General features: G+C 67.3%; 8 protein-coding genes. 4 read left to right on the top strand and 4 right to left on the bottom strand.

Annotated elements, in window-relative coordinates; all coding sequences use genetic code 11:
* Positions 1-10,204 (bottom strand): amino acid adenylation domain-containing protein (locus WCE05_RS23960; protein ID WP_368816701.1); only part of this gene is annotated, 10,204 nt, incomplete at its 3' end.
* Between the two features lie 271 nt (positions 10,205-10,475).
* On the opposite strand from WCE05_RS23960, the gene WCE05_RS23965 reads away from it, so the two are divergent.
* Positions 10,476-11,444 (top strand): siderophore-interacting protein, encoded by a 969-nt coding sequence (locus WCE05_RS23965; RefSeq protein WP_368816702.1) that lies wholly within the window; start codon positions 10,476-10,478, stop codon positions 11,442-11,444.
* A gap of 40 nt (positions 11,445-11,484) precedes the next feature.
* Here the strand turns inward: WCE05_RS23965 and WCE05_RS23970 are convergent, their stop codons facing one another.
* The 3 genes from WCE05_RS23970 to WCE05_RS23980 form a co-directional block, all read right to left on the bottom strand.
* Positions 11,485-12,876 carry an aspartate aminotransferase family protein gene (locus WCE05_RS23970; protein WP_368816703.1) on the bottom strand — a complete coding sequence of 464 codons (1,392 nt, stop codon included), beginning with the start codon at positions 12,874-12,876 and terminating at the stop codon, positions 11,485-11,487.
* A gap of 167 nt (positions 12,877-13,043) precedes the next feature.
* The gene (locus WCE05_RS23975) at positions 13,044-14,360 is read right to left on the bottom strand and encodes an ATP-binding protein (protein ID WP_225789866.1); all 1,317 of its coding nucleotides are present in this window, start codon (positions 14,358-14,360) and stop codon (positions 13,044-13,046) included.
* A complete protein-coding gene (locus tag WCE05_RS23980; protein ID WP_225789867.1) occupies positions 14,357-15,040 on the bottom strand; it encodes a response regulator transcription factor in 684 nt (227 codons plus the stop codon). The genes WCE05_RS23975 and WCE05_RS23980 overlap by 4 nt, the downstream gene beginning before the upstream one ends.
* A 256-nt stretch (positions 15,041-15,296) precedes the next feature.
* On the opposite strand from WCE05_RS23980, the gene dsbD reads away from it, so the two are divergent.
* The 3 genes from dsbD to dsbG are packed head-to-tail and all read left to right on the top strand — an operon-like array spanning position 15,297 to position 18,605.
* Positions 15,297-17,009, top strand: coding sequence for a protein-disulfide reductase DsbD (gene dsbD / locus WCE05_RS23985; protein WP_253080426.1), 1,713 nt, complete (start codon positions 15,297-15,299; stop codon positions 17,007-17,009).
* The gene (locus WCE05_RS23990) at positions 17,009-17,845 is read left to right on the top strand and encodes a TlpA family protein disulfide reductase (RefSeq protein ID WP_225789869.1); all 837 of its coding nucleotides are present in this window, start codon (positions 17,009-17,011) and stop codon (positions 17,843-17,845) included. Before dsbD ends, WCE05_RS23990 begins: the two co-directional genes overlap by 1 nt.
* Before the next feature lies 1 nt (position 17,846).
* Complete coding sequence (gene dsbG, locus WCE05_RS23995; RefSeq protein WP_225789870.1) at positions 17,847-18,605, top strand: thiol:disulfide interchange protein DsbG; 759 nt, start codon at positions 17,847-17,849, stop codon at positions 18,603-18,605.
* Positions 18,606-18,751 lie beyond the last annotated feature (146 nt).

An 18,751-nucleotide genomic window follows, 5' to 3' on the forward strand; every position in this document is an offset into this window, starting at 1 on the left:
AGCCGCGCGCCAGGCCTGCGCCGGCCAGGTACAGCTCGCCCAGCACGCCCACCGGCACCGGTTGCAGCTCGGCGTCGAGGATGTAGCAGGCCAGGTTGGCGATCGGCTCGCCGATCGGCACGCTGTCACGCCCTTCCTCGCGGCAGGTCCAGTGGGTCACGTCGATGGCCGCCTCGGTCGGGCCGTACAGGTTGTACAGGCCGGCCTTCGGCAGCTTGGCGAACACCTGCTGCTGGGCATCGGCCGGCAGCGCTTCGCCACTGCAGACGATGCGCGCAAGGCTGGTGCAGCGCGGCACGCCGCTGTCTTGCAGGAACGCCTGGAGCATCGACGGCACGAAGTGCAGCGTGGTGATCTGCTCGGTAGTGATCAGCTCGACCAGACGGGCCGGGTCGCGATGATCACCCGGCGCGGCAACCACCAGTCGCGCACCGGTCATCAAAGGCCAGAAGAACTCCCACACCGACACGTCGAAGCTGAACGGCGTTTTCTGCAGCACGCTGTCGCGGGCATCCAGTCGATAGGCCTGCTGCATCCAGCACAGTCGGTTGACCAAGGCCGAATGGCGGTTGCCCGCGCCTTTCGGCCGGCCTGTGGAGCCGGAGGTGTAGATCACATAGGCCAGGTTTTCAGGGGCCACCGCCACGTTCGGGTTGCGCGCGTCATCGGCGCCCGGCTCCAGGTCCAGCGCCAGGGTCTGCACGCCTGCGGCCAGCGGCAGTTGCAGGTGGCTCTGGGTCAGCAGCAGTTGCACGCCGCTGTCCTCGATCATGTAGCGCAGGCGGTCTTCGGGGTATTCCGGGTCCAGCGGCACGTAGGCGCCACCGGCCTTGAGGATGGCCAGCAAACCGACCACCATCTCCACCGAACGCTCCACCGCGATGCCCACCAGCACATCCGCGCCGACACCCAGGGCGATCAGGCGATGGGCCAGGCGGTTGGCGCGGGCGTTGAGCTGGGCGTAGCTCAGGCGCGTCTCGCCGAAGGCCAGCGCCGGGGCATCCGGGGTGCGCTGCACCTGGGCCTCGATCAGTTGCTGGATGCTCTGCTCCAGCGGGTAGCTTTCAGCGGTGGCGTTCCACGTGACCAGGGTGCGCTCGCGCTCGGCGGCCGCCAGCAATGGCAGTTCGGCCACCGGTTGTTGCGGTTGCTCGACGATGCCTTGCAACAGATTGATGAAGTGGGTCGACAGCCGCTCGATGGTCGAGCGCTCGAACAGGTCGGTGTCGTATGCCAGGGAAACCATCAGCCCCTGCGCGGTCTCGCTGGTATCCAGCACCAGGTCGAACTGCGCCGTGGCACTGTCCCAATGCAGCGGCTCGACACGCAGGTCACCCCAGTTCCGCTCGGCGCGCGCAGCGTACTGGTGGTTGAACAGCACCTGGAACACGGGGCTGTGGCTAAGATTGCGTTCCGGTGCCAGGGCCTCGACCAGTTGCTCGAACGGCAGGTCCTGGTGGGCCTGGGCCTGCAGCGCCGCCTGCCGGGTCTGGCGCAACAGGACGTCAAAGCCCTGCCCGCCATCGACCTCGGCACGCATCACCTGGGTATTGACGAAGAAACCGATCAGCCGCTCGGTTTCAGCCCGAGTGCGGTTGGCCACCGGTACGCCGACGCGGATGTCGGCCTGGCCGCTGTAGCGGTGCAGCAAGGCCTGGAACGCTGCCAGCAGCAACATGAACAAGGAAGCATCCTGAGTCTTGGCCAGCTGTTGCAGGCCATGGCTCAGTTCAGCCTCGAGCGGGAAGTCCAGGCGGGCACCACGCAGGCGCCGTTGAGCCGGGCGTGGCCGGTCGAACGGCAGCTCGAGCACGACCTGCTCACCGCCCAGCTGCGCCATCCAGTAATCGAGCTGGCGCGCACGCTCGCCACCGTCTAGCCACTGGCGCTGCCAGGCCGCGTAGTCGGCGTACTGCACAGGCAACGGCGCACTGTGCTCGCCGTGGTAGCCCTGCAGCAGCTCTTCGACCAACACCTCCAGGGACGCGCCGTCGGAAACGATATGATGCTGGACGATGACCAGCACATGATCCTGCTCGCCCATGGCCAGCAACTTGACCCGCAGCAACGGCCCTCGCACCAGGTCGAATGGCGCCCGCACCTGGGCATCGACCCAAGCCGCCAGCGCCGCATCGTCCAGCTCGCCTGGGTGCTCGATCACGATTGGCAGCGCCAGGTGCGGATGAATATGCTGTCGCAGCATCCCCGTGGTGTCATCGAAGGTGGTGCGCAATGACTCGTGACGGGCGATGACCCGGTCGAATGCCGACTGCAACGCTGACAACTCGAGCGGCCCCCGCACACGCAACGCCGCCGGAACGTTGTAGGCGGCGCTCTGTGGGTCCAGCCGCCAGAGGAACCACTGGCGCTCCTGGGCATAGGACACGGCCATCGCAGGCGTGCGCGGCAATACCGCAATCGCCGCTGCCGCTCCCTGGCCCAGCTCGGCGCAACGGTCGGCGAAAGCCCCCAGGGTCGGCTGCTCGAACAGCTGCCGCAGGGGCACTTCAAGCCCGAGCCCTTGGCGAATGCGCGCGATGACCTCGGTCGCCAGCAACGAGTGGCCACCAAGGCTGAAGAAACTGTCGGCAAGGCCGACGCGCTCGACCTGCAAGGCCTGCGCCCAGATCGTCGCCAGTTGTGCTTGCAACGGCGTGCGCGGCGCTTCGTAGACCTGCAGGGCGGCACTGAAGTCCGGCGCCGGCAAGGCCGCGCGGTCGAGCTTGCCGTTGTTGTTCAACGGCAGCCGTTCCAGCACCAGCAGGTGGGCGGGGATCATGTAGTCAGGCAGCGCCTGGCCCAAGGCAGCCCGTACGCCCTGCAGCCAGTCAGCGGACGGCGTGGCCTGAGCAGCGACCAGGTAGGCCACCAGTTGCGGCCCGGTCGGCCCGGCGAGGGCCAGCACCGCCGCCTCGCGCACCGACGCCAGCCCTTGCAGGCAGGCCTCGATCTCGCCCATCTCGATACGCATGCCGCGAATCTTCACCTGATGATCGATACGCCCTACGTACTCCAGTACCCCGGCCTGGGTATAACGCGCCAGGTCGCCGCTACGGTACAGGCGTGCGCCAGGCTGTTCGGCGAAGGGATCCGGCAGGAAACGCTCGGCGGTCAACCCCGGGCGGTCGAAGTATTGCTGCGCCAGGCAGTTCGGCGCACCGATGCACAGCTCGCCGACGCCATCGCTGGGCAACAGCTGGCCGGCACTGTCCAGCACATACAGCGAGCGGCCGGCGATGGCTTGGCCGATCGGCACGCCATACGCGTCCTGCGCATCTTCCAGGCGGCAGTCATGCACGCTGGAGACCACCGTCGCCTCGGTCGGGCCATAGGTGTTGACCAGGCGGATCCCGCCCAGCCCCGCCGCATGCCACAGGCGCAACCCTTCCACCGACATGGCCTCGCCGCCCACGTGCACCTGACGCAGCTTGCCCAGGCCGTGGCCCGGCCGCGCCGCGCAAGTCTTGGCCAGCATGTGCCAGTAGGCGGCCGGCAGGTCGGCCAGGGTCACGCCCTGCTCGACAATCAACCGCGCCAGCTGATCGGCGTCCCACAGTTCCTCGCCACGCATGATCAGCGCGGCGCCGACACACAGCGGCGGATAGCACTGCTCGACGAAGCCGTCGAAACTGAAAGTGGCGAACTGCAGCACCCGGTCGTCGCGCTCAAGGCGGGAGTAGCCGGTGGCGCTGTAGCTGAACTCGCGCAGTGCCGCATGACTGATCGCCACCCCCTTCGGGCGCCCGGTGGAACCGGAGGTGTAGATGACATAGGCGAGCTGCTCGGCGGCGACCTGCACATCCGGGTCGTGGTCGCCACACTGCGCGACCTGCTCGCCCAACATCCCCAGCTCCAGGCGGCGCAGCCCCGCCGGCAGCGCCAACTCGACCAGCAGGCCGTCGTCGCACAACAACAGGTCCAGACGGCTGTCCTCGATCATGTAGGCCAGCCGTTCATGCGGATACTGCGGATCCAGCGGCACATAGGTCGCGCCGCTCTTGAGCACGGCAAGCAGGCTGACGATCAGCTGCGGGCCACGGCGCAGGGCCAGGCCGACACGCTGGCCGGGGCGTACACCCTCGGCGATCAGTGCATGCGCCAGGCGATTGGCCTGGCCATCGAGCTGGCCATAGCTCAGGCGCAGCTCGCCACATTGCAAGGCCAAGGCCTGTGGCTGGCGCGCGGCCTGTGCCGCGATACGCTGGTGAACCAGTTCCTGGCTCGGCAACGCCAGCGCGCGGCCTTGGCTGAAGCCAAGCACCTCGGCCTGCCCCTGATCGTCGAGCAGGCCCAGCGCGCCTACCGGCGCCGCCGGCGTGGCGACCATCTGCGCCAGCACCTGGCGTAGCCCGGCGCACAGCTGACCCACCTGCTCTGCCGCGAACAGCGCAGGGTCGTAGCCGAACGCCAGGCTCACCCCATCACCGAGCTCGATGCCGATGGTCAGCGGGTAGTGGGTGCGCTCGTGATTGCTCACCGCGCCGAAACGCAGGCCGGCAGGCGCGCCCTGGCGCAGAACCTCGGCCACCGGGAAGTTCTCGAACACCAGCAGGCTGTCGAACAGCGCCGCGCCCTGCTGGCCAGCCCACCCCTGGATGGCATACAGCGGCACATGCTCGAATTCACGCAGGCCCAGGTTGAAGTCCTGCACGTCGGCCAGGTAACCGGCCACCTGGCGATCAGGCGCGGCATCGATCAGCACCGGCAAGGTATTGATGAACAACCCGAGCTGGTCGTCGATGCCCGGCAATGGCGCCGAGCGTCCGGACACCGTGGCGCCGAAGGCCACGCAGGCTTGCCCGGTCAGGCGCTGTAGCAACAGGCCCCAGGCCGCCTGGAACAGCGTGTTCAAGGTCACCTTGTGCTGACGGGCAAAACGCTCCAGTTCGGCGGTCTGCGCGGCGTCGAGGCGGACGAGGTACTCACCCTCGCCTTGCGCGTCGGCGGGGCGACGCAGGGCCTGGGCGAGCAGCGTCGGCGCCTGCAAGGCGCCGAGACGGGCTTTCCAGAAACGCTCGCCGGCACTGGCGTCCTGGCGTTGCAGCCACGCCAGGTAATCATGGAAACGGCCGGCCGGCGCTGACGTCCGCTCGCCGACGTAGTGCTGGATCACCTGGGCCAGTAGCTGGGCATTGCTCCAGCCATCCAGGAGGATGTGATGGCAGGTGTAGACCAGGTGCCAGTCGTCGGCCCCGGTACGCACCAGCAGCAGCCTGAACAAGGGTGCGCGGGACAGGTCGAAACCCGCTTCGTGCTCGGCCCGAGCCAGTGCATCAAGGTCTGCCGCAGGTTCGTCGACGATGCGCAGCGGCAGTGGCAACTGACGCTGGACGATCTGGTGGGCACTGTCCAGGCCCTGCCAGTGAATGCTGCTGCGCAGGATCTCGTGACGCGCCAGGGCCGCCTGCCAGGCCTCGCCGAAGCGTTCCAGGTCCAGGCCGCCGATATCCAGGCGCAACTGGTTGATGTAGGCGCCGCCCTGGGTTTCATACAGCGAGTGGAAGAACATGCCCTGCTGCATGGGCGACAACGGGTAGAGGTCTTCGATCTCGTGGCCGGGCACCGGCAATGCATCCAGTTGCGCCTGAGTAATACGCGCCAACGGGAAGTCCGACGGCGACGGTTGCCCGGCAGGCACGCCCAGGCAGTGCTCGATGAGCGCCTCCAGCTCCTGGTCATAGGCCGTGGCCAGCGCCTGGATCGTGTCGGTGTCGAACATCGCCAGGCTGAAGCCCCATTGCAGCGACAGCTCGCCGTTGTAGACCTGCCCTTCCAGGGTCAGCCAGTTGGCCAGCGGTGCGTCCGGGTCCTGGCCGTCGCCACCGCGCTCGGTGGCCGGCGCCAGCAAGGCCTGGGCATCGAACTGGCTGTCGAACTGGCCCAGATAGTTGAAGGTGATGCGCGGCGCGTCGAGCGTCGCCAGGGCCTCGCGCACCGAGGCGTCACCCAGGTAACGCAGTACGCCGTAGCCCATGCCTTTGTCCGGCACCGCGCGCAGCTGTTCCTTGATGGCCTTGATCGAGTCGCCATGATCGGCGCGTGGGGCCAGGCGCAGCGGATAGAGACTGGTGAACCAGCCGACGCTGCGGGTCAGGTCGATGCCGTCGAACAGCTCTTCGCGGCCATGCCCCTCCAGCTGCACCAGCGCCGCCTGGCTGCCGCTCCATTGGCAGATGACACGTGCCAGGGCGGTCAGCAGCAGGTCGTTGACCTGGGTGCGATAGGCTGCGGGCGCGACCTGCAGCAACTGACGGGTGCGCTCGCGGGACAGACGCGACGCCAGTTTGGCCCCATGGCGGTTGCTCACCGGCGCGTCCGGCCTGTCGCACGGCAGTGCGCCATCGCCGCGCTGCGCTTGCCAGTAGGGCAATTGTCCAAGGAACGCCGGCACCTGCTCGTGCAGTTGCGCAGACCAGGCCTGGTAGCTGCTGGTGCGCGGCGCCAGCGACAGCGGCTGCCCGGCCAGGCGCTGGGCATAAGCCTGCTCCAGGTCCTCCAGGAGAATACGCCAGGACACGCCGTCGACCACCAGGTGGTGGATGACCAGCAACAGGCGCTGCTCGCCTTGCGGCAAGTCGACCAGCATGGCGCGCAACAGCGGTCCACTGCCCAGGTCGAGGCTACGCTGGGCATCGTCGCAGAGCGTCGTCAGCGCCTGGGCATCCGCAGCCTGGCGCTGCCACAGCTCGACCTGCGCGACCGGCGCGCCATAGTGCTGCCGCCAGCCTTCGGCGGCGGGCTCGAAGCGCAGCCGCAGGGCGTCATGGTGGTTGACCACATCGCCCAAGGCATCGACCAGCGCCTGGGCCTGCAACGGTTGCCGGGCGCCGAGCAGCAATGATTGATTCCAGTGCTGGCGGACCGCAATGGCCTGTTCGAAGAAATGTCGCTGCACAGGGCTAAGCGCCACCTCGCCGGTGGCCGGCGCCTGCTCAACCGTTAACGATGGCTGGCGTCCGACCGCGCCGGCCAGGCCGCGCACGGTCTGGAACTGGAACAGGTCGCGCGGGCTGAACTGCAGGCCCTGGCGTCGAGCGCGGCCAACCACCTGGATGGCGATGATCGAATCGCCGCCCAGCTCGAAGAAGTTGTCGTCCAGACCGACCTCGGCCACGCCCAGCACCTCGCTCCAGACCTGCGCCAGGGTACGCTGCACATCGGTTTGCGGCGCCACGTAGGCGCCGCGCGGAGCGGCATCCGGTTGCGGCAGGGCCTTGCGGTCAAGCTTGCCGTTGGGGGTCAGCGGGAAGTGCTCCAACGGCATCAGGTGGCTGGGCACCATGAATTCCGGTAGTGCCTGCAGCAGCCAGTCCTTGAGCCCTTGCTGCCAGCCGTCTGGCGTTTCGTCGAGCACCAGGTAGGCCACCAGTTGCTTGCCGTCCAGCGCCAACACCACGGCCTCGCGCACCCAGGCATGCTGGGCCAGGCGCGCCTCGATCTCGCCCAGTTCGATGCGCAGGCCACGGATTTTCACTTGATGATCGAAACGCCCCAAGTACTCGATCACGCCATCCACACGCTGGCGAACCCGGTCGCCGGTACGGTACAGACGCTGTCCGGCAACGAAGGGGTCGGCAACGAAGCGCTCGGCGGTCAACCCCGGACGCCGGTGGTAACCACGGGCCAGGCCAATGCCACCCAGATAGAGTTCGCCGGCAACGCCCGGCGCCACCGGCTCGAGGCCAGCATCGAGCACATAGGTGCGGATGTTGGCGATGGGCTGGCCGATGGGCACGCTGTCGCGGCCTTCGTCGATGCAGGTCCAGTGCGTGACGTCGATGGCCGCCTCGGTGGGGCCGTAGAGGTTGTACAGCGCCGCCGCCGGCAGCTTGCCGAACACCTGCAGCTGCGCGTCCACCGGCAATGCCTCGCCGCTGCAGACGATGCGGCGCAGGCTGTCGCAGGTCTCGACACCGGGCTCGTGGATGAAGGCCTGGAGCATCGAGGGCACGAAATGCAGGGTGCTGACCTGATGGCGACGAATGGTCTCGATCAGGCGCGCCGGATCCCGGTGGTCACCGGGTGCGGCCACGGCCAGCCGAGCACCGGTCATCAGCGGCCAGAAGAACTCCCAGACCGAGACGTCGAAGCTGAACGGGGTCTTCTGCAGCACCGTGTCACCGGCACCCAGGCCATAGGCTTCCTGCATCCAGTGCAGGCGGTTGGCCAGGGCTTCATGGCTGTTGCCAGCGCCTTTCGGTCGGCCGGTGGAGCCGGAGGTATAGATGACATAGGCCAGCTGCCGTGGGTCGTTCGCCACCTGGGGCGGGCTGTCTGGCTGGTCGTCCAGCGTTAGTTGGTCCAGGGCGATGCACTGCACGTCACCGGGCACCGGCAGGCTGCCCTGCAGCGCCTGCTGGGTCAGCAGCAGGCGAATGCCGCTGTCCTCGATCATATAGGCCAGGCGCTCCTCGGGGTATTCCGGATCCAGCGGCACGTAGGCCGCGCCGGCCTTGAGGATCGCCATCAGCCCGACGACCATTTCTACGCTGCGCAGCACGCTGATACCCACCAGGCTGTCGGCTCCGGCGCCTTGCGCGCGCAGGAAGTGAGCCAGGCGGTTGGCGCGGGCATCGAGCTGCGCATAGCTGAGCGCGGTATCACCGAACACCAGCGCCGGGGCGTCTGGCGCGTGGCGCACCTGATCCTCGAACAGCTGGTGCACGCCGCGCCCGAGCGGATAATCGCGGGCGGTGGCGTTCCAATCCTCCAGCACTGTGCGACGGCTGGCGTCATCGAGCATCGGCAGCTGCCACAGCGCGCTGTGCGGCTGGCTGACCAGGGCCTGCAGCAGGGCCTGCCAGTGTGTCGCCATGCGTTCGATGGTGGCGGCCTCGAACAGGTCGCTGGCGTAGGTGAAGGCGGCGTGCAGGGTGCCACCCTGCTCGTAGGTGTCCAGGCTCAGGTCGAACTGGGTGGTGCGGCTACGCCATGCCAGGGGCGACAGTTGCAGCCCCGAGGCCAGGGTCACGGTGGCCAGGTCGGCGACCTGCGGCTGGTGGTTGTACATCACCTGGAACAGCGGCGCATGGCTCAGGCTGCGCTCGACCTTGAGCGCCTCGACCAGGCGTTCGAACGGCAGGTCCTGGTGCGCCTGGGCACCGAGTACGACCTGCTTGATGCCTTGCAGGTAGGCCAGCACATCGAGGTGCGCGTCCGGCCGCACACGCAACACCTGGGTGTTGACGAACAAACCGATCAGCCCTTCGACTTCGGCGCGGTTGCGGTTGGCCACCGGGCTGCCGATACGCAGGTCGGGCTGGCCGGTATAGCGTTGCAGGAGCAAGCCGAACGCGCCAAGCATGACCATGAACGGCGTGAGGTTATGCTGGCGGGCGAAGCCGCGCAGCCGCTCGGCCAAGGCCGCATCGACCGCGAACGAGCGGCGCTCGCCGCTGAAGCTCGGGGTCGCCGGACGGGCATTATCCAAGGGCAGCTCGAGCACGGGCTGCTCATCGCCCAACTGCGCCTGCCAGTACGCCAGCTGCCGTGCCAGTTCGCCGGCTTCCAGCCAGCGGCGCTGCCACAGGGCATAGTCGACGTACTGGATCGGCAGGTCCGGCAGTTGCGGCGCATGGCCAGCGGCGAAGGCGTCGTAGCAGCGGCTGAATTCGTCGATCAGCACGTTCATCGACCAACCGTCGGAAACAATGTGATGCAGGGTCAACAGCAGCACATGTTCCTGCTCGGCCAGGCGCAGCAGACGCACGCGCAGCAGCGGCCCTTGCGCCAGGTCGAATGGACGCAATGACTCGGCCTCGGCTTCGGCACGCACCTGCGCTTGGCACTCGGCCTCATCCCACTGACGCAGGTCGACACGCTCGATCAAGGCCTCGCCGACCGGGCGATAGACCTGGAGCAGACTGTCGTCAGGCTGGACCTCGAATACTGTGGTCAGGCTCTGGTGACGCGCCAGCAGGCTGGCGAACGCCTGCTCCAGCGCGGACTCGTCCAGTTGCCCGGTCAGACGCACCGCGCCTGGCAGGTTGTAGGCGCCGCCCTGGGGGTCCATCTGCCAAAGTACCCACATGCGCTGCTGGGCATAGGACAACCCTTGGCGGTCCGGCGCCTGGACCCCGGCCGGAATGGGGAACTGGGAAAAGTCGATGCCCTCCCTGGCCAGGGTCTCGAGGAACACGCCGCGTTTCTCCTGCGGCAGTTCAATGAAACGGCGGGCCAGTAGCAGGGACTTTTCGGCATTCATCAGATTGCTTCCGTACGAGTGAGGTATCGGGCGGGGCCCGGCTATCCCTACGAAACGGATACAACCTGAAAAAAATTAATGCCACCGCGCCCCTGACGGCAGTTGCAGACACACCACATTCCACGGCCAACCCTTCGATTTACCTCACTCATCGTTGTCGGTGAATTTCTGGGTCAATCTCGGGCGTGGCCGACAAGCCAACAGCGAGGCGTTAATTTGCCGTCGCGGCGGCTCGTTTACCGAGAAAGCCGCCCTGCAAGAGGACCTTCGCATGTCCAGCCCCGCCCGCATTACCCAGGCGCTCCAGCAAGGCCTGCGCCGCCTGGTCGGCAGCCACAGCCCGGCTGCCAGCGCCTACCGCGTGTTCGACCTGCAGCTCAAGCAACGCATCACCCTTTCCCCATCACTTGCACGCCTGGTGTTCACCGGCCCGGATGTGGCCCAGATGGCCACCCTGGCCCCCGACCAACGGGTCAAGCTGTTCTTTCCCGCCCCAGATGGTTCGCTGCCTGTACTTCCCGCCGATGCCCACTGGAAAACGGCGCACAGCGCCTTGCCGCCAGCACAGCGCCCACCCATGCGTACCTACACCATCCGCGCGCTGCGTCGGGAAGCACTGGAAGTCGACGTAGATTTCGTGCTGCATGGCGTCAACGGCCCTGCTTCGGCTTGGGCCACCCATGCCCAGGTGGGTGACCGCCTGCAGATGGTCGCGCCCAACCTAGCCTATGCCGGCGACCCCGGCGGTTATGAATGGAAGCCACCTCAGGGGGTGCGCAACGTACTGCTGGTGGGTGACGAAACGGCACTTCCGGCGATTGCCGGCATCCTTGAGCAACTGGCAGAGACCCAGCCCGAGCTTGCGGTGCAGGCGTTCATCGAGGTGCCGTTGGAAGCTGATTGCCTGGATCTGCGCCATGGCGATGCCGCCGAACTGCATTGGCTGCCGCGCGAGCTGCTGGGCTGCGCGCATGGCCAGGCCATGCAGCATGCGGCGCGCGAACTGGCCAGCCTGCCTCAAGGGCAGGCCGCGTCGCGGGTAAAGCTGGAAGAGGTGGATATCGACACACGAATACTGTGGGAGCAGGCCAGTAGTGCCAAGAGTGCGTTCCATGCCTGGGTCGCGGGGGAATCGGCGACAGTAATGGATATTCGCCGGCATCTGATCAAGGAGCGCGGGTTGCAACGAGAGTGCCTGACCCTGATGGGCTATTGGCGGGCCGGGCGGACCTTTGATTGACTTGAGATAGCCGGGGGCGCTTTGCGCCCCCGGCAATGGTTCAGACCGCCGCTATCAACGCCTCGGCAAAGCGCTGCGCCACCTCGTCGATCTGTTCGCCACTGATGATCAGCGGCGGCAGGAAACGCACCACCGCGCCACGCCGCCCGCCCAGCTCCAGGATCAGGCCGCGCTTGAGGCACTCGCGCTGCACCTTCGGCGCCAAGTCGCGGTTAGCCGGTGGGTGGCCCAGCGCATCGGGCTGGCCTTGCGGGTCGATCAGCTCCACCCCCAGCATCAAGCCCCGGCCACGAATATCACCCAACTGCGGATAGTCCCGCTGCAGGCGCTGCAAATGCCCACGCAACCGCTGCCCCATGGCCTCGGCATGCTCGGCCAGGCGATGCTCGACCAAATAATTGATCACCGCCGAGCCCGCGGCCATGGCCATCTGGTTGCCACGGAACGTACCGGCATGGGCACCTGGCTTCCAGGTGTCCAGCCAGTCGCGGTAGACCACCACCGCCAGCGGCAGGCTGCCGCCGATGGCCTTGGACAGGGTGACCACGTCCGGGACGATGCCGGCGTGCTCGAAGGCGAACATCCGCCCGGTACGGGCGAAGCCGCTCTGGATCTCGTCGACGATCAGCGCCACCCCGGCTTGCTCGGTGATACGGCGCACCCCCTTGAGCCATTCGATATCGGCCGGGATCACCCCGCCCTCGCCCTGCACCACCTCCAGGATCACCGCTGCCGGCAGCGGTACACCGCCTTCAGGGTCGAGCAACAGGTTCTCCAGGTAATGCAGGCCAGCCTTGACCCCGGCTTCGCCGCCCAGGCCAAACGGGCAACGGTAATCGTAGGGATACGGCATGAATTGCACACCGTTGCCGAGCAAGGCACCTAACGGCTGCTTGGGGCCATGGCTGCCCATCAGGCTCAACGCGCCCTGGCTCATGCCATGGTAGGCCCCCTGGAATGCCAGCACCGTGCTGCGCCCGGTGGCACTGCGCACCAGCTTGAGCGCCGCCTCCACGGCGTCGGTACCGGTGGGGCCACAGAACTGCACCTTCGCCTCACGGCGCAGTGCCTCGGGCAGCACACCGAACAGGTCCTGGACGAAGCGATCCTTGACCGGCGTGGTCAGGTCCAGGGTGTGCAGCGGCAGTTCGTCGGCCAGCACGCGCTGGATCGCCTCGATCACCACAGGGTGGTTGTGGCCCAGGGCCAAGGTCCCCGCCCCCGCCAGGCAGTCGATGAACTGACGGCCCTCGACATCCTCGACATGGATGCCACGGGCGCGCTTGAGGGCCAGAGGAATACGCCGGGGGTAGCTGCGGGCGTTGGATTCCTGTTGCTGCTGGCGCTGCAACAGGGGTGAATCCTCGAATTCGTACAGCGCCTGCGGCGCAGTGGCCGGCAGGACCTGGGCAAGGCTGGAAGCGGTCGACATCGGAAAAATCCTCGCAAGCAAGCGAAAGTGCCCGCCACGCCCCTGGAGCCGGATGTGTGTCGGGTTGTCATCGCTTGAAAAACGCTTCAGCGGGGCGAGGATTTAGCAGTTGTTACAGGATTTGTGTGGCCCCTTCGCGGGCAAGCCCGCGAAGGGGCGCGACACCGTCAGTGACGCGCCGGCACCTGCAGCCATACCCGCAGCCCATCGCTGCGGCTGTCGAAGCGCAGGCTGCCAGCACAGCGCTGCACGATCGCCTGGACGATCGCCAGGCCCAGGCCACAGCCGCCACTCTGGCCATGGCGCCAGAAACGCTCGGTCAGGTGCTGCAGGTCCTCCTCGGCGATGCCCGGCCCATGGTCGCGAACCAAAAAGCCCACCTGCCCGTCGGCCGCCTGCACCTCCAGCTCCACGGCGGTATCGCCGCCATGGCGCAGGGCGTTGTCCAGCAGGTTGCGCAAGGCCGCTACCGCCAGCGGCGCGGGCATGCCCAGGTAGACCTGGGCAGCCTCCTCCGGCAGGCGCAGGACGATGCGCCGGTTGTCGCCTCCGCCAGCATCCTGCACCGCTTGGCGCGCCACCTGCTCGGCGCTGCATTGCACGCCATCTTCGAACGACAGGCTACCCTCCACCCGGGCCAGCATCAGCAACTGTTCCAGGGTGCGGTGCATACGATCGGCCCCCTGCTCCGCGTGTTCCAGCGCCTGCTCGCGAACCGTGCCGTCGGTCATGCGCGCGACTTGCAGGTGGGTCTTGATCGCGGTCAGCGGGCTGCGCAGCTCGTGGGCCGCGTCGTCGGTCAGGCGCCGTTCGCGCTCGATGGTCTGGGCGATGCGCAGGAACAACTGGTTCTGCGTCTCGAGCAGCGGCTGGAGTTCGCTGGGCATGCCGGTCACCTGCAACGGCTCGACGCTGTCGGCGCGGCGCCGGCGCAGGGCGTCACGCATCCGGTTGAGCGGCTCCAGGCCCTTGCCGACGCCGATCCACAGCAGCCCCAGGCTGCCGAGCAGGGCCATCAGCACCGGCGCCGAGGCTGCCAGGAGGATCGAACGGTTGAGCGCCTCGCGCTCCAGGTGGCGATCGGCGGTGGTGATGCGCACATCGCCATGGTTGTAGGTGAAGGTGCGCCAGGACGCGCCATCGATGGACTGGTCACGGAAGCCGCTGCTCTGGTCGTCCATGGCCCCGTCGTGCTTGTGGTTGCTGGCGAGGATTTCGCCGCGCAGGGAACTGACCTGGCAGGCCATGCCGTCCGGCACGCTGAGCTGGTCGGCAGAAAAATGTGCGTCTTCGCCCTTGGCCGTCAGCGGCTGCGGCAACTGGTCGATCAAGCCGGCGACCATACGCGCCGAGGCCACCAGGCGCTGGTCGAGGGAGAACATCATCTGCTGGCGCAGGTCGCGCAGCATCCACGCGGCGGCGAGCACCCAGATGATGACGAAGGCGCTGCCCAGGATCAGCGAGAGGCGTGCACGCAGGCTCATGGGGTGGTCTCCTGGGAGGCCTGGGCCGGCCCGAGGCGATAGCCCAGGCCACGCACGGTCTCGACGATGCTGTTGCCGAGCTTGCGGCGCAGGTGGTGGATATGCACGTTGAGGGCGTTGCTCTCGACTTCGTCGCTGAAACCGTAGACGCAGTCCTTGAGCTGCTCGCTGGAGAGCACCCGGCCGGGGTTCTGCAGCAGGGCCTGGAGCAGCGCCTGCTCGCGTCGGGACAGGTCCACCGGTTGGCCGGCGAGGGTCGCCTCGCAACTGCTGGGGTCGTAGCGCAACGGGCCGTGCTCGATGACGTTCACCGCCCGTCCGGCCACGCGGCGCAGCAGGGTGTGCAGGCGCGCGGCCAGTTCGCGCAGGTCGAAGGGCTTGAGCAGGTAGTCGTCGGCGCCGGCCTGCAGTCCATCGACCCGGTCGGTGATCGCGTCACGGGCGGTGAGCACCAGCACCGGCAGGGTCTCGCCCTGCTGGCGCAGGCGGCGCAGGAGCCTGAGGCCATCTTCGTCGGGCAGGCCCAGGTCGAGGATCATCACGTCGAACTGCGCGGCCTTCAGCAGCGCCCGCGCGGCACCGGCGCTGGCCACCCGGTCCACGGTCAGGCCCTGGGCGGCGAGGCCGGCGCAGATGCCGCTGGCGATCAGGTCGTCGTCCTCGCAGAGCAGTACGTGCATGGGAGGTTCTCCAGTGGGGAAGCTTGGCTTGCATTGCACAGTGGGGGGATTAAGGGGGGATTATGACGCCTGGCGGGGAGATTCGTCGCGCTGGGGTGATTGTTGGTAGTGGGGCTGCAAAGCAGCTCCAATACCGCTTAACTGACCAGCATCCGAACCCAACAGTCCTACAAGGCAGCCTGTAGGACCCGGTTAACCCTCGGTTAATCAGCCCAGGCCAGCATGGGCCCCCTCACTGCACTGCCAAGGCGAAGACATGCGCATTTTCCTGCTCTTGCTGACATTCCTCCTGGCCGGCCCGCTCCAGGCCAACCCCTTCGAGGTCAAACCGGATTTCCTACCCGTCGACCAGGCTTTCGTCCTGAGCCACGATCGCCTGCCCGACGGCCAGATGCGCCTGCACTTCCAGATCCAGGACGGCTATTACCTCTACCAAAAACGCCTGAAGTTCGAGGGCCTGCCCGCCGATCAGCACCCGCAGCTCCCGCCGGCGCTGAACCACCACGACGAGTTCTTCGGCGACAGCGCCGTCTACCGCCAGCAGCTCGAGCTGCTGCTCCCCGCCAATGCCCAGGGCCAGTTGCGCCTGGGCTGGCAGGGCTGCGCCGACGCCGGCTTGTGCTACCCACCGCAAACCACCGTGATCGAACTCGGCGGCCAAGCCCCGGCGACCACCGAGCTGGCCAGCGACCAGGCCCTGGCCAGCGACCTGCAGCACGCCAGCCTGGCCTGGAGCCTGCTGGCCTTCTTCGGCCTCGGCCTGCTGCTGGCCTTCACCCCGTGCTCATTGCCGATGCTGCCGATCCTCGCCGGCCTGGTCCTGGGCAACGGTGCCAGCGCCCGCCGTGGCTGGGTGCTGGCCGGTGTCTATGTGCTGAGCATGGCCCTGGTCTATGCGGCCCTGGGCGTGGTCGCCGCGCTGCTCGGCGCCAGCCTGCAGGCGTGGTTGCAGCAACCTTGGCTGCTGGGCAGCCTGGCCGCGTTGTTCGTGATCCTGGCATTGCCGATGTTCGGCGCCTTCGAGCTGCAACTGCCGGCGGCCCTGCGCGACCGCCTCGACCGCGCAGGCCAGGGTACCCGTGGTGGCAACCTGTATGGCGCAGCGCTGCTCGGCGCCCTCTCCGGCCTGCTGCTGGGGCCGTGCATGACCGCACCGCTGGCCGGTGCGCTGCTGTATATCGCCCAGAGCGGCGACATGCTGCACGGTGGTCTGGTGCTGTTCAGCCTGGGCCTGGGCATGGGCGTGCCGCTGCTGTTGCTGGTGACCCTGGGCAATCGCTACCTGCCGCGCCCCGGCGCCTGGATGAACCTGGTCAAGGGCTCGTTCGGCTTCGTCTTCCTCGCCATGGCCCTGTACACCCTGCGCAGCCTGCTGCCGGCAACGCTGTTGCTGGCCCTCGCTGGCGCCTGGCTGATCGCCCTGGCCTGGGCCGCCTGGCCTGCCCTGCACCGCCTGCCCGCGCTGCGCGCCATGCCGCTGCTCGGCGCCCTGTGGGGTGGCCTGTTGCTGGTCGGCGCCGCAGCCGGCGGTGACGACCTCTGGCAACCGCTGCAACCCTTCGCGGGGAACGGAGCCCCCGTGGCGAACGCCAAGGCCGAGGATGCCTTCGTCACGGTCAACCGCCCCGAGGCGCTGCAACGTGAACTGGACGCCGCCCGGGAGCGCGGCCAGTGGGTGATGCTGGACTACTATGCCGACTGGTGCGTGGCGTGCAAGGTCATGGAAAAACAGGTATTTGCCCGGCCTGATGTCCAGGCCGACCTGGCCAACGTGCACCTGGTGCGCCTCGACGTCACCGCCAACAGCCCGCAGAGCCGCGAACTGTTGCAGCGCTACCAGGTGCCAGGCCCGCCCAGCCTGATCTGGATCGGCCCGGAAGGCGAGGAACGCCGCGCCCGGCGCATCACCGGCGAGGTGGATGCCGCCACCTTCCTGCAGCACTGGACACAGACCAGGAGCCAAGGCTGATGCTGACCGTGACCCTGGGGCCGCTGACCATGGCCCTCAACCACCTGCTGCTGCTCGCAGCTCTCGGGATCGCCAGCCTGGTCGGCTGGTGGGTCGCCCGGCGCGGCGGCGAAAGCCCCGAGTCGGCGCTGTTCAACTTGTTCCTGCTGGGGCTGGTGTTCGCCCGCCTGGGCTTCGTGCTGGCCTACTGGCCGATGTACCGCGACGACCCTGTGCAGGTGATCGACATTCGCGACGGCGGCTTCCTGCTCTGGGCCGGCCTGATCGGCATCGTGCTCGGCACCCTGTGGCAGGGCTGGCGCCACCCGGGCCTGCGCCGTCCGCTGGGCTGGGCGCTGTTCAGCGGCGCGCTGTTCTGGGGGCTGGCGAGCCTTGGCAGCCACCTCTACAGCAAGGGCACCGAGTTGCCGGCGCTAAGCCTGCGCAATGCCACAGGGCAGTCGGTAGCGCTGCACGACTACCGTGGCAAGCCACTGGTGATCAACCTCTGGGCCACCTGGTGCCCGCCCTGCCGACGCGAGATGCCGGTGCTGCAGCAGGCCCAGCACGATTACCCGCAGGTGACCTTCCTGTTCGTCAACCAAGGCGAGACGCCGGAGAACGTCAGTACGTTCCTGGCCACCACCGGCTTGAGCCTGACCCATGTACTGTTCGACGGCAGCGGCCAGTTGGCCCAGCGGGTCGGCTCCATGGCCCTGCCCACCACCCTGTTCTACAGCGCCGAAGGGCGGCTGGTCGGCAGCCACCTGGGCGAACTGTCCCGTGCCAGCCTGCGCCATGCGCTGCAACCCTTCGAACGGGCCACCGCGCCCTCCTCCGCCGCACAAGGAAACTGACATGCGATTGAATGCACTGCTGCCCCTGAGCCTGGCCCTGCTGGCGACCCCGGCCTTGCAGGCCGAAGAACTGCCCAAGGCGGTCCAGCAGATACAAGCCAAGGGCGCCGTGATCAAGGGCAGCTTCGATGCCCCCAACGGCTTGCGCGGTTATGCCGCCGAATACCAGAACAACGGCATCGCCCTGTACCTGACTCCCGACGGCAAACATGTGCTGGTCGGCAGCCTGTTCGACGAACAGGGCAAGGACCTCAGTGCAGAGCCGCTGGAAAAACTGGTGTATGCCCCAATGACCAAGGCTATCTGGGCGAAGATGGAAAAGACCGCCTGGATCGCCGATGGCAAGGCCAACGCGCCGCGCATCGTCTACCTGTTCAGCGACCCGAACTGCCCGTACTGCAACATGTTCTGGCAGCAGGCACGGCCCTGGGTCGAGTCGGGCAAGGTGCAGTTGCGCCATATCATGGTCGGCATCATCCGCGAGGACAGCCCAGGCAAGTCGGCGGCCTTGCTCGCCGCCAAGGACCCGGCCAAGGCGCTGGAGCAACATGAGAAAGCGGGCAAGGCCAGCACGCTCAAGGCCTTGGACACGATACCGGAGGCTGTGCAGACCAAGCTGGAGGGGAATCTGGCGTTTATGGAAGAGTTGGGGTTGCGGGCGACGCCGGCGATCTTCTATCAGGATGAGCAAGGGAACCTGCAGAGCCAGCAAGGCGCGCCGCGACCGGAGATGCTGGGCAAGATTCTCGGCAAGCGCTGAAGGTAAAAATGGCTGGGCTGGGGACTGTCAGATTTTTTGTGTGCGGGCCGGTAACGGCCTGCCGTCAGGCAGGCCCTGATTCTCACCAGGTCGGCCTGATGAACCGGTCTCCGTACAGAATCGCAAATTGATTCATCGCGCTTTTC

Origin of the sequence: Pseudomonas sp. I2 (genome assembly GCF_040984075.1) — a bacterium.
GTDB classification, from domain to species: Bacteria; Pseudomonadota; Gammaproteobacteria; order Pseudomonadales; family Pseudomonadaceae; genus Aquipseudomonas; species Aquipseudomonas guariconensis_B.

Bases quoted from the DNA above. Each gene is read 5' to 3' on its own strand.
- WCE05_RS23965 (WP_368816702.1), top strand. From the start codon at position 10,476: ATGTCCAGCCCCGCCCGCATTACCCAGGCGCTCCAGCAAGGCCTGCGC.
- WCE05_RS23970 (WP_368816703.1), bottom strand. From the start codon at position 12,876: ATGTCGACCGCTTCCAGCCTTGCCCAGGTCCTGCCGGCCACTGCGCCG.
- WCE05_RS23975 (WP_225789866.1), bottom strand. From the start codon at position 14,360: ATGAGCCTGCGTGCACGCCTCTCGCTGATCCTGGGCAGCGCCTTCGTC.
- WCE05_RS23980 (WP_225789867.1), bottom strand. From the start codon at position 15,040: ATGCACGTACTGCTCTGCGAGGACGACGACCTGATCGCCAGCGGCATC.
- dsbD (WP_253080426.1), top strand. From the start codon at position 15,297: ATGCGCATTTTCCTGCTCTTGCTGACATTCCTCCTGGCCGGCCCGCTC.
- WCE05_RS23990 (WP_225789869.1), top strand. From the start codon at position 17,009: ATGCTGACCGTGACCCTGGGGCCGCTGACCATGGCCCTCAACCACCTG.
- dsbG (WP_225789870.1), top strand. From the start codon at position 17,847: ATGCGATTGAATGCACTGCTGCCCCTGAGCCTGGCCCTGCTGGCGACC.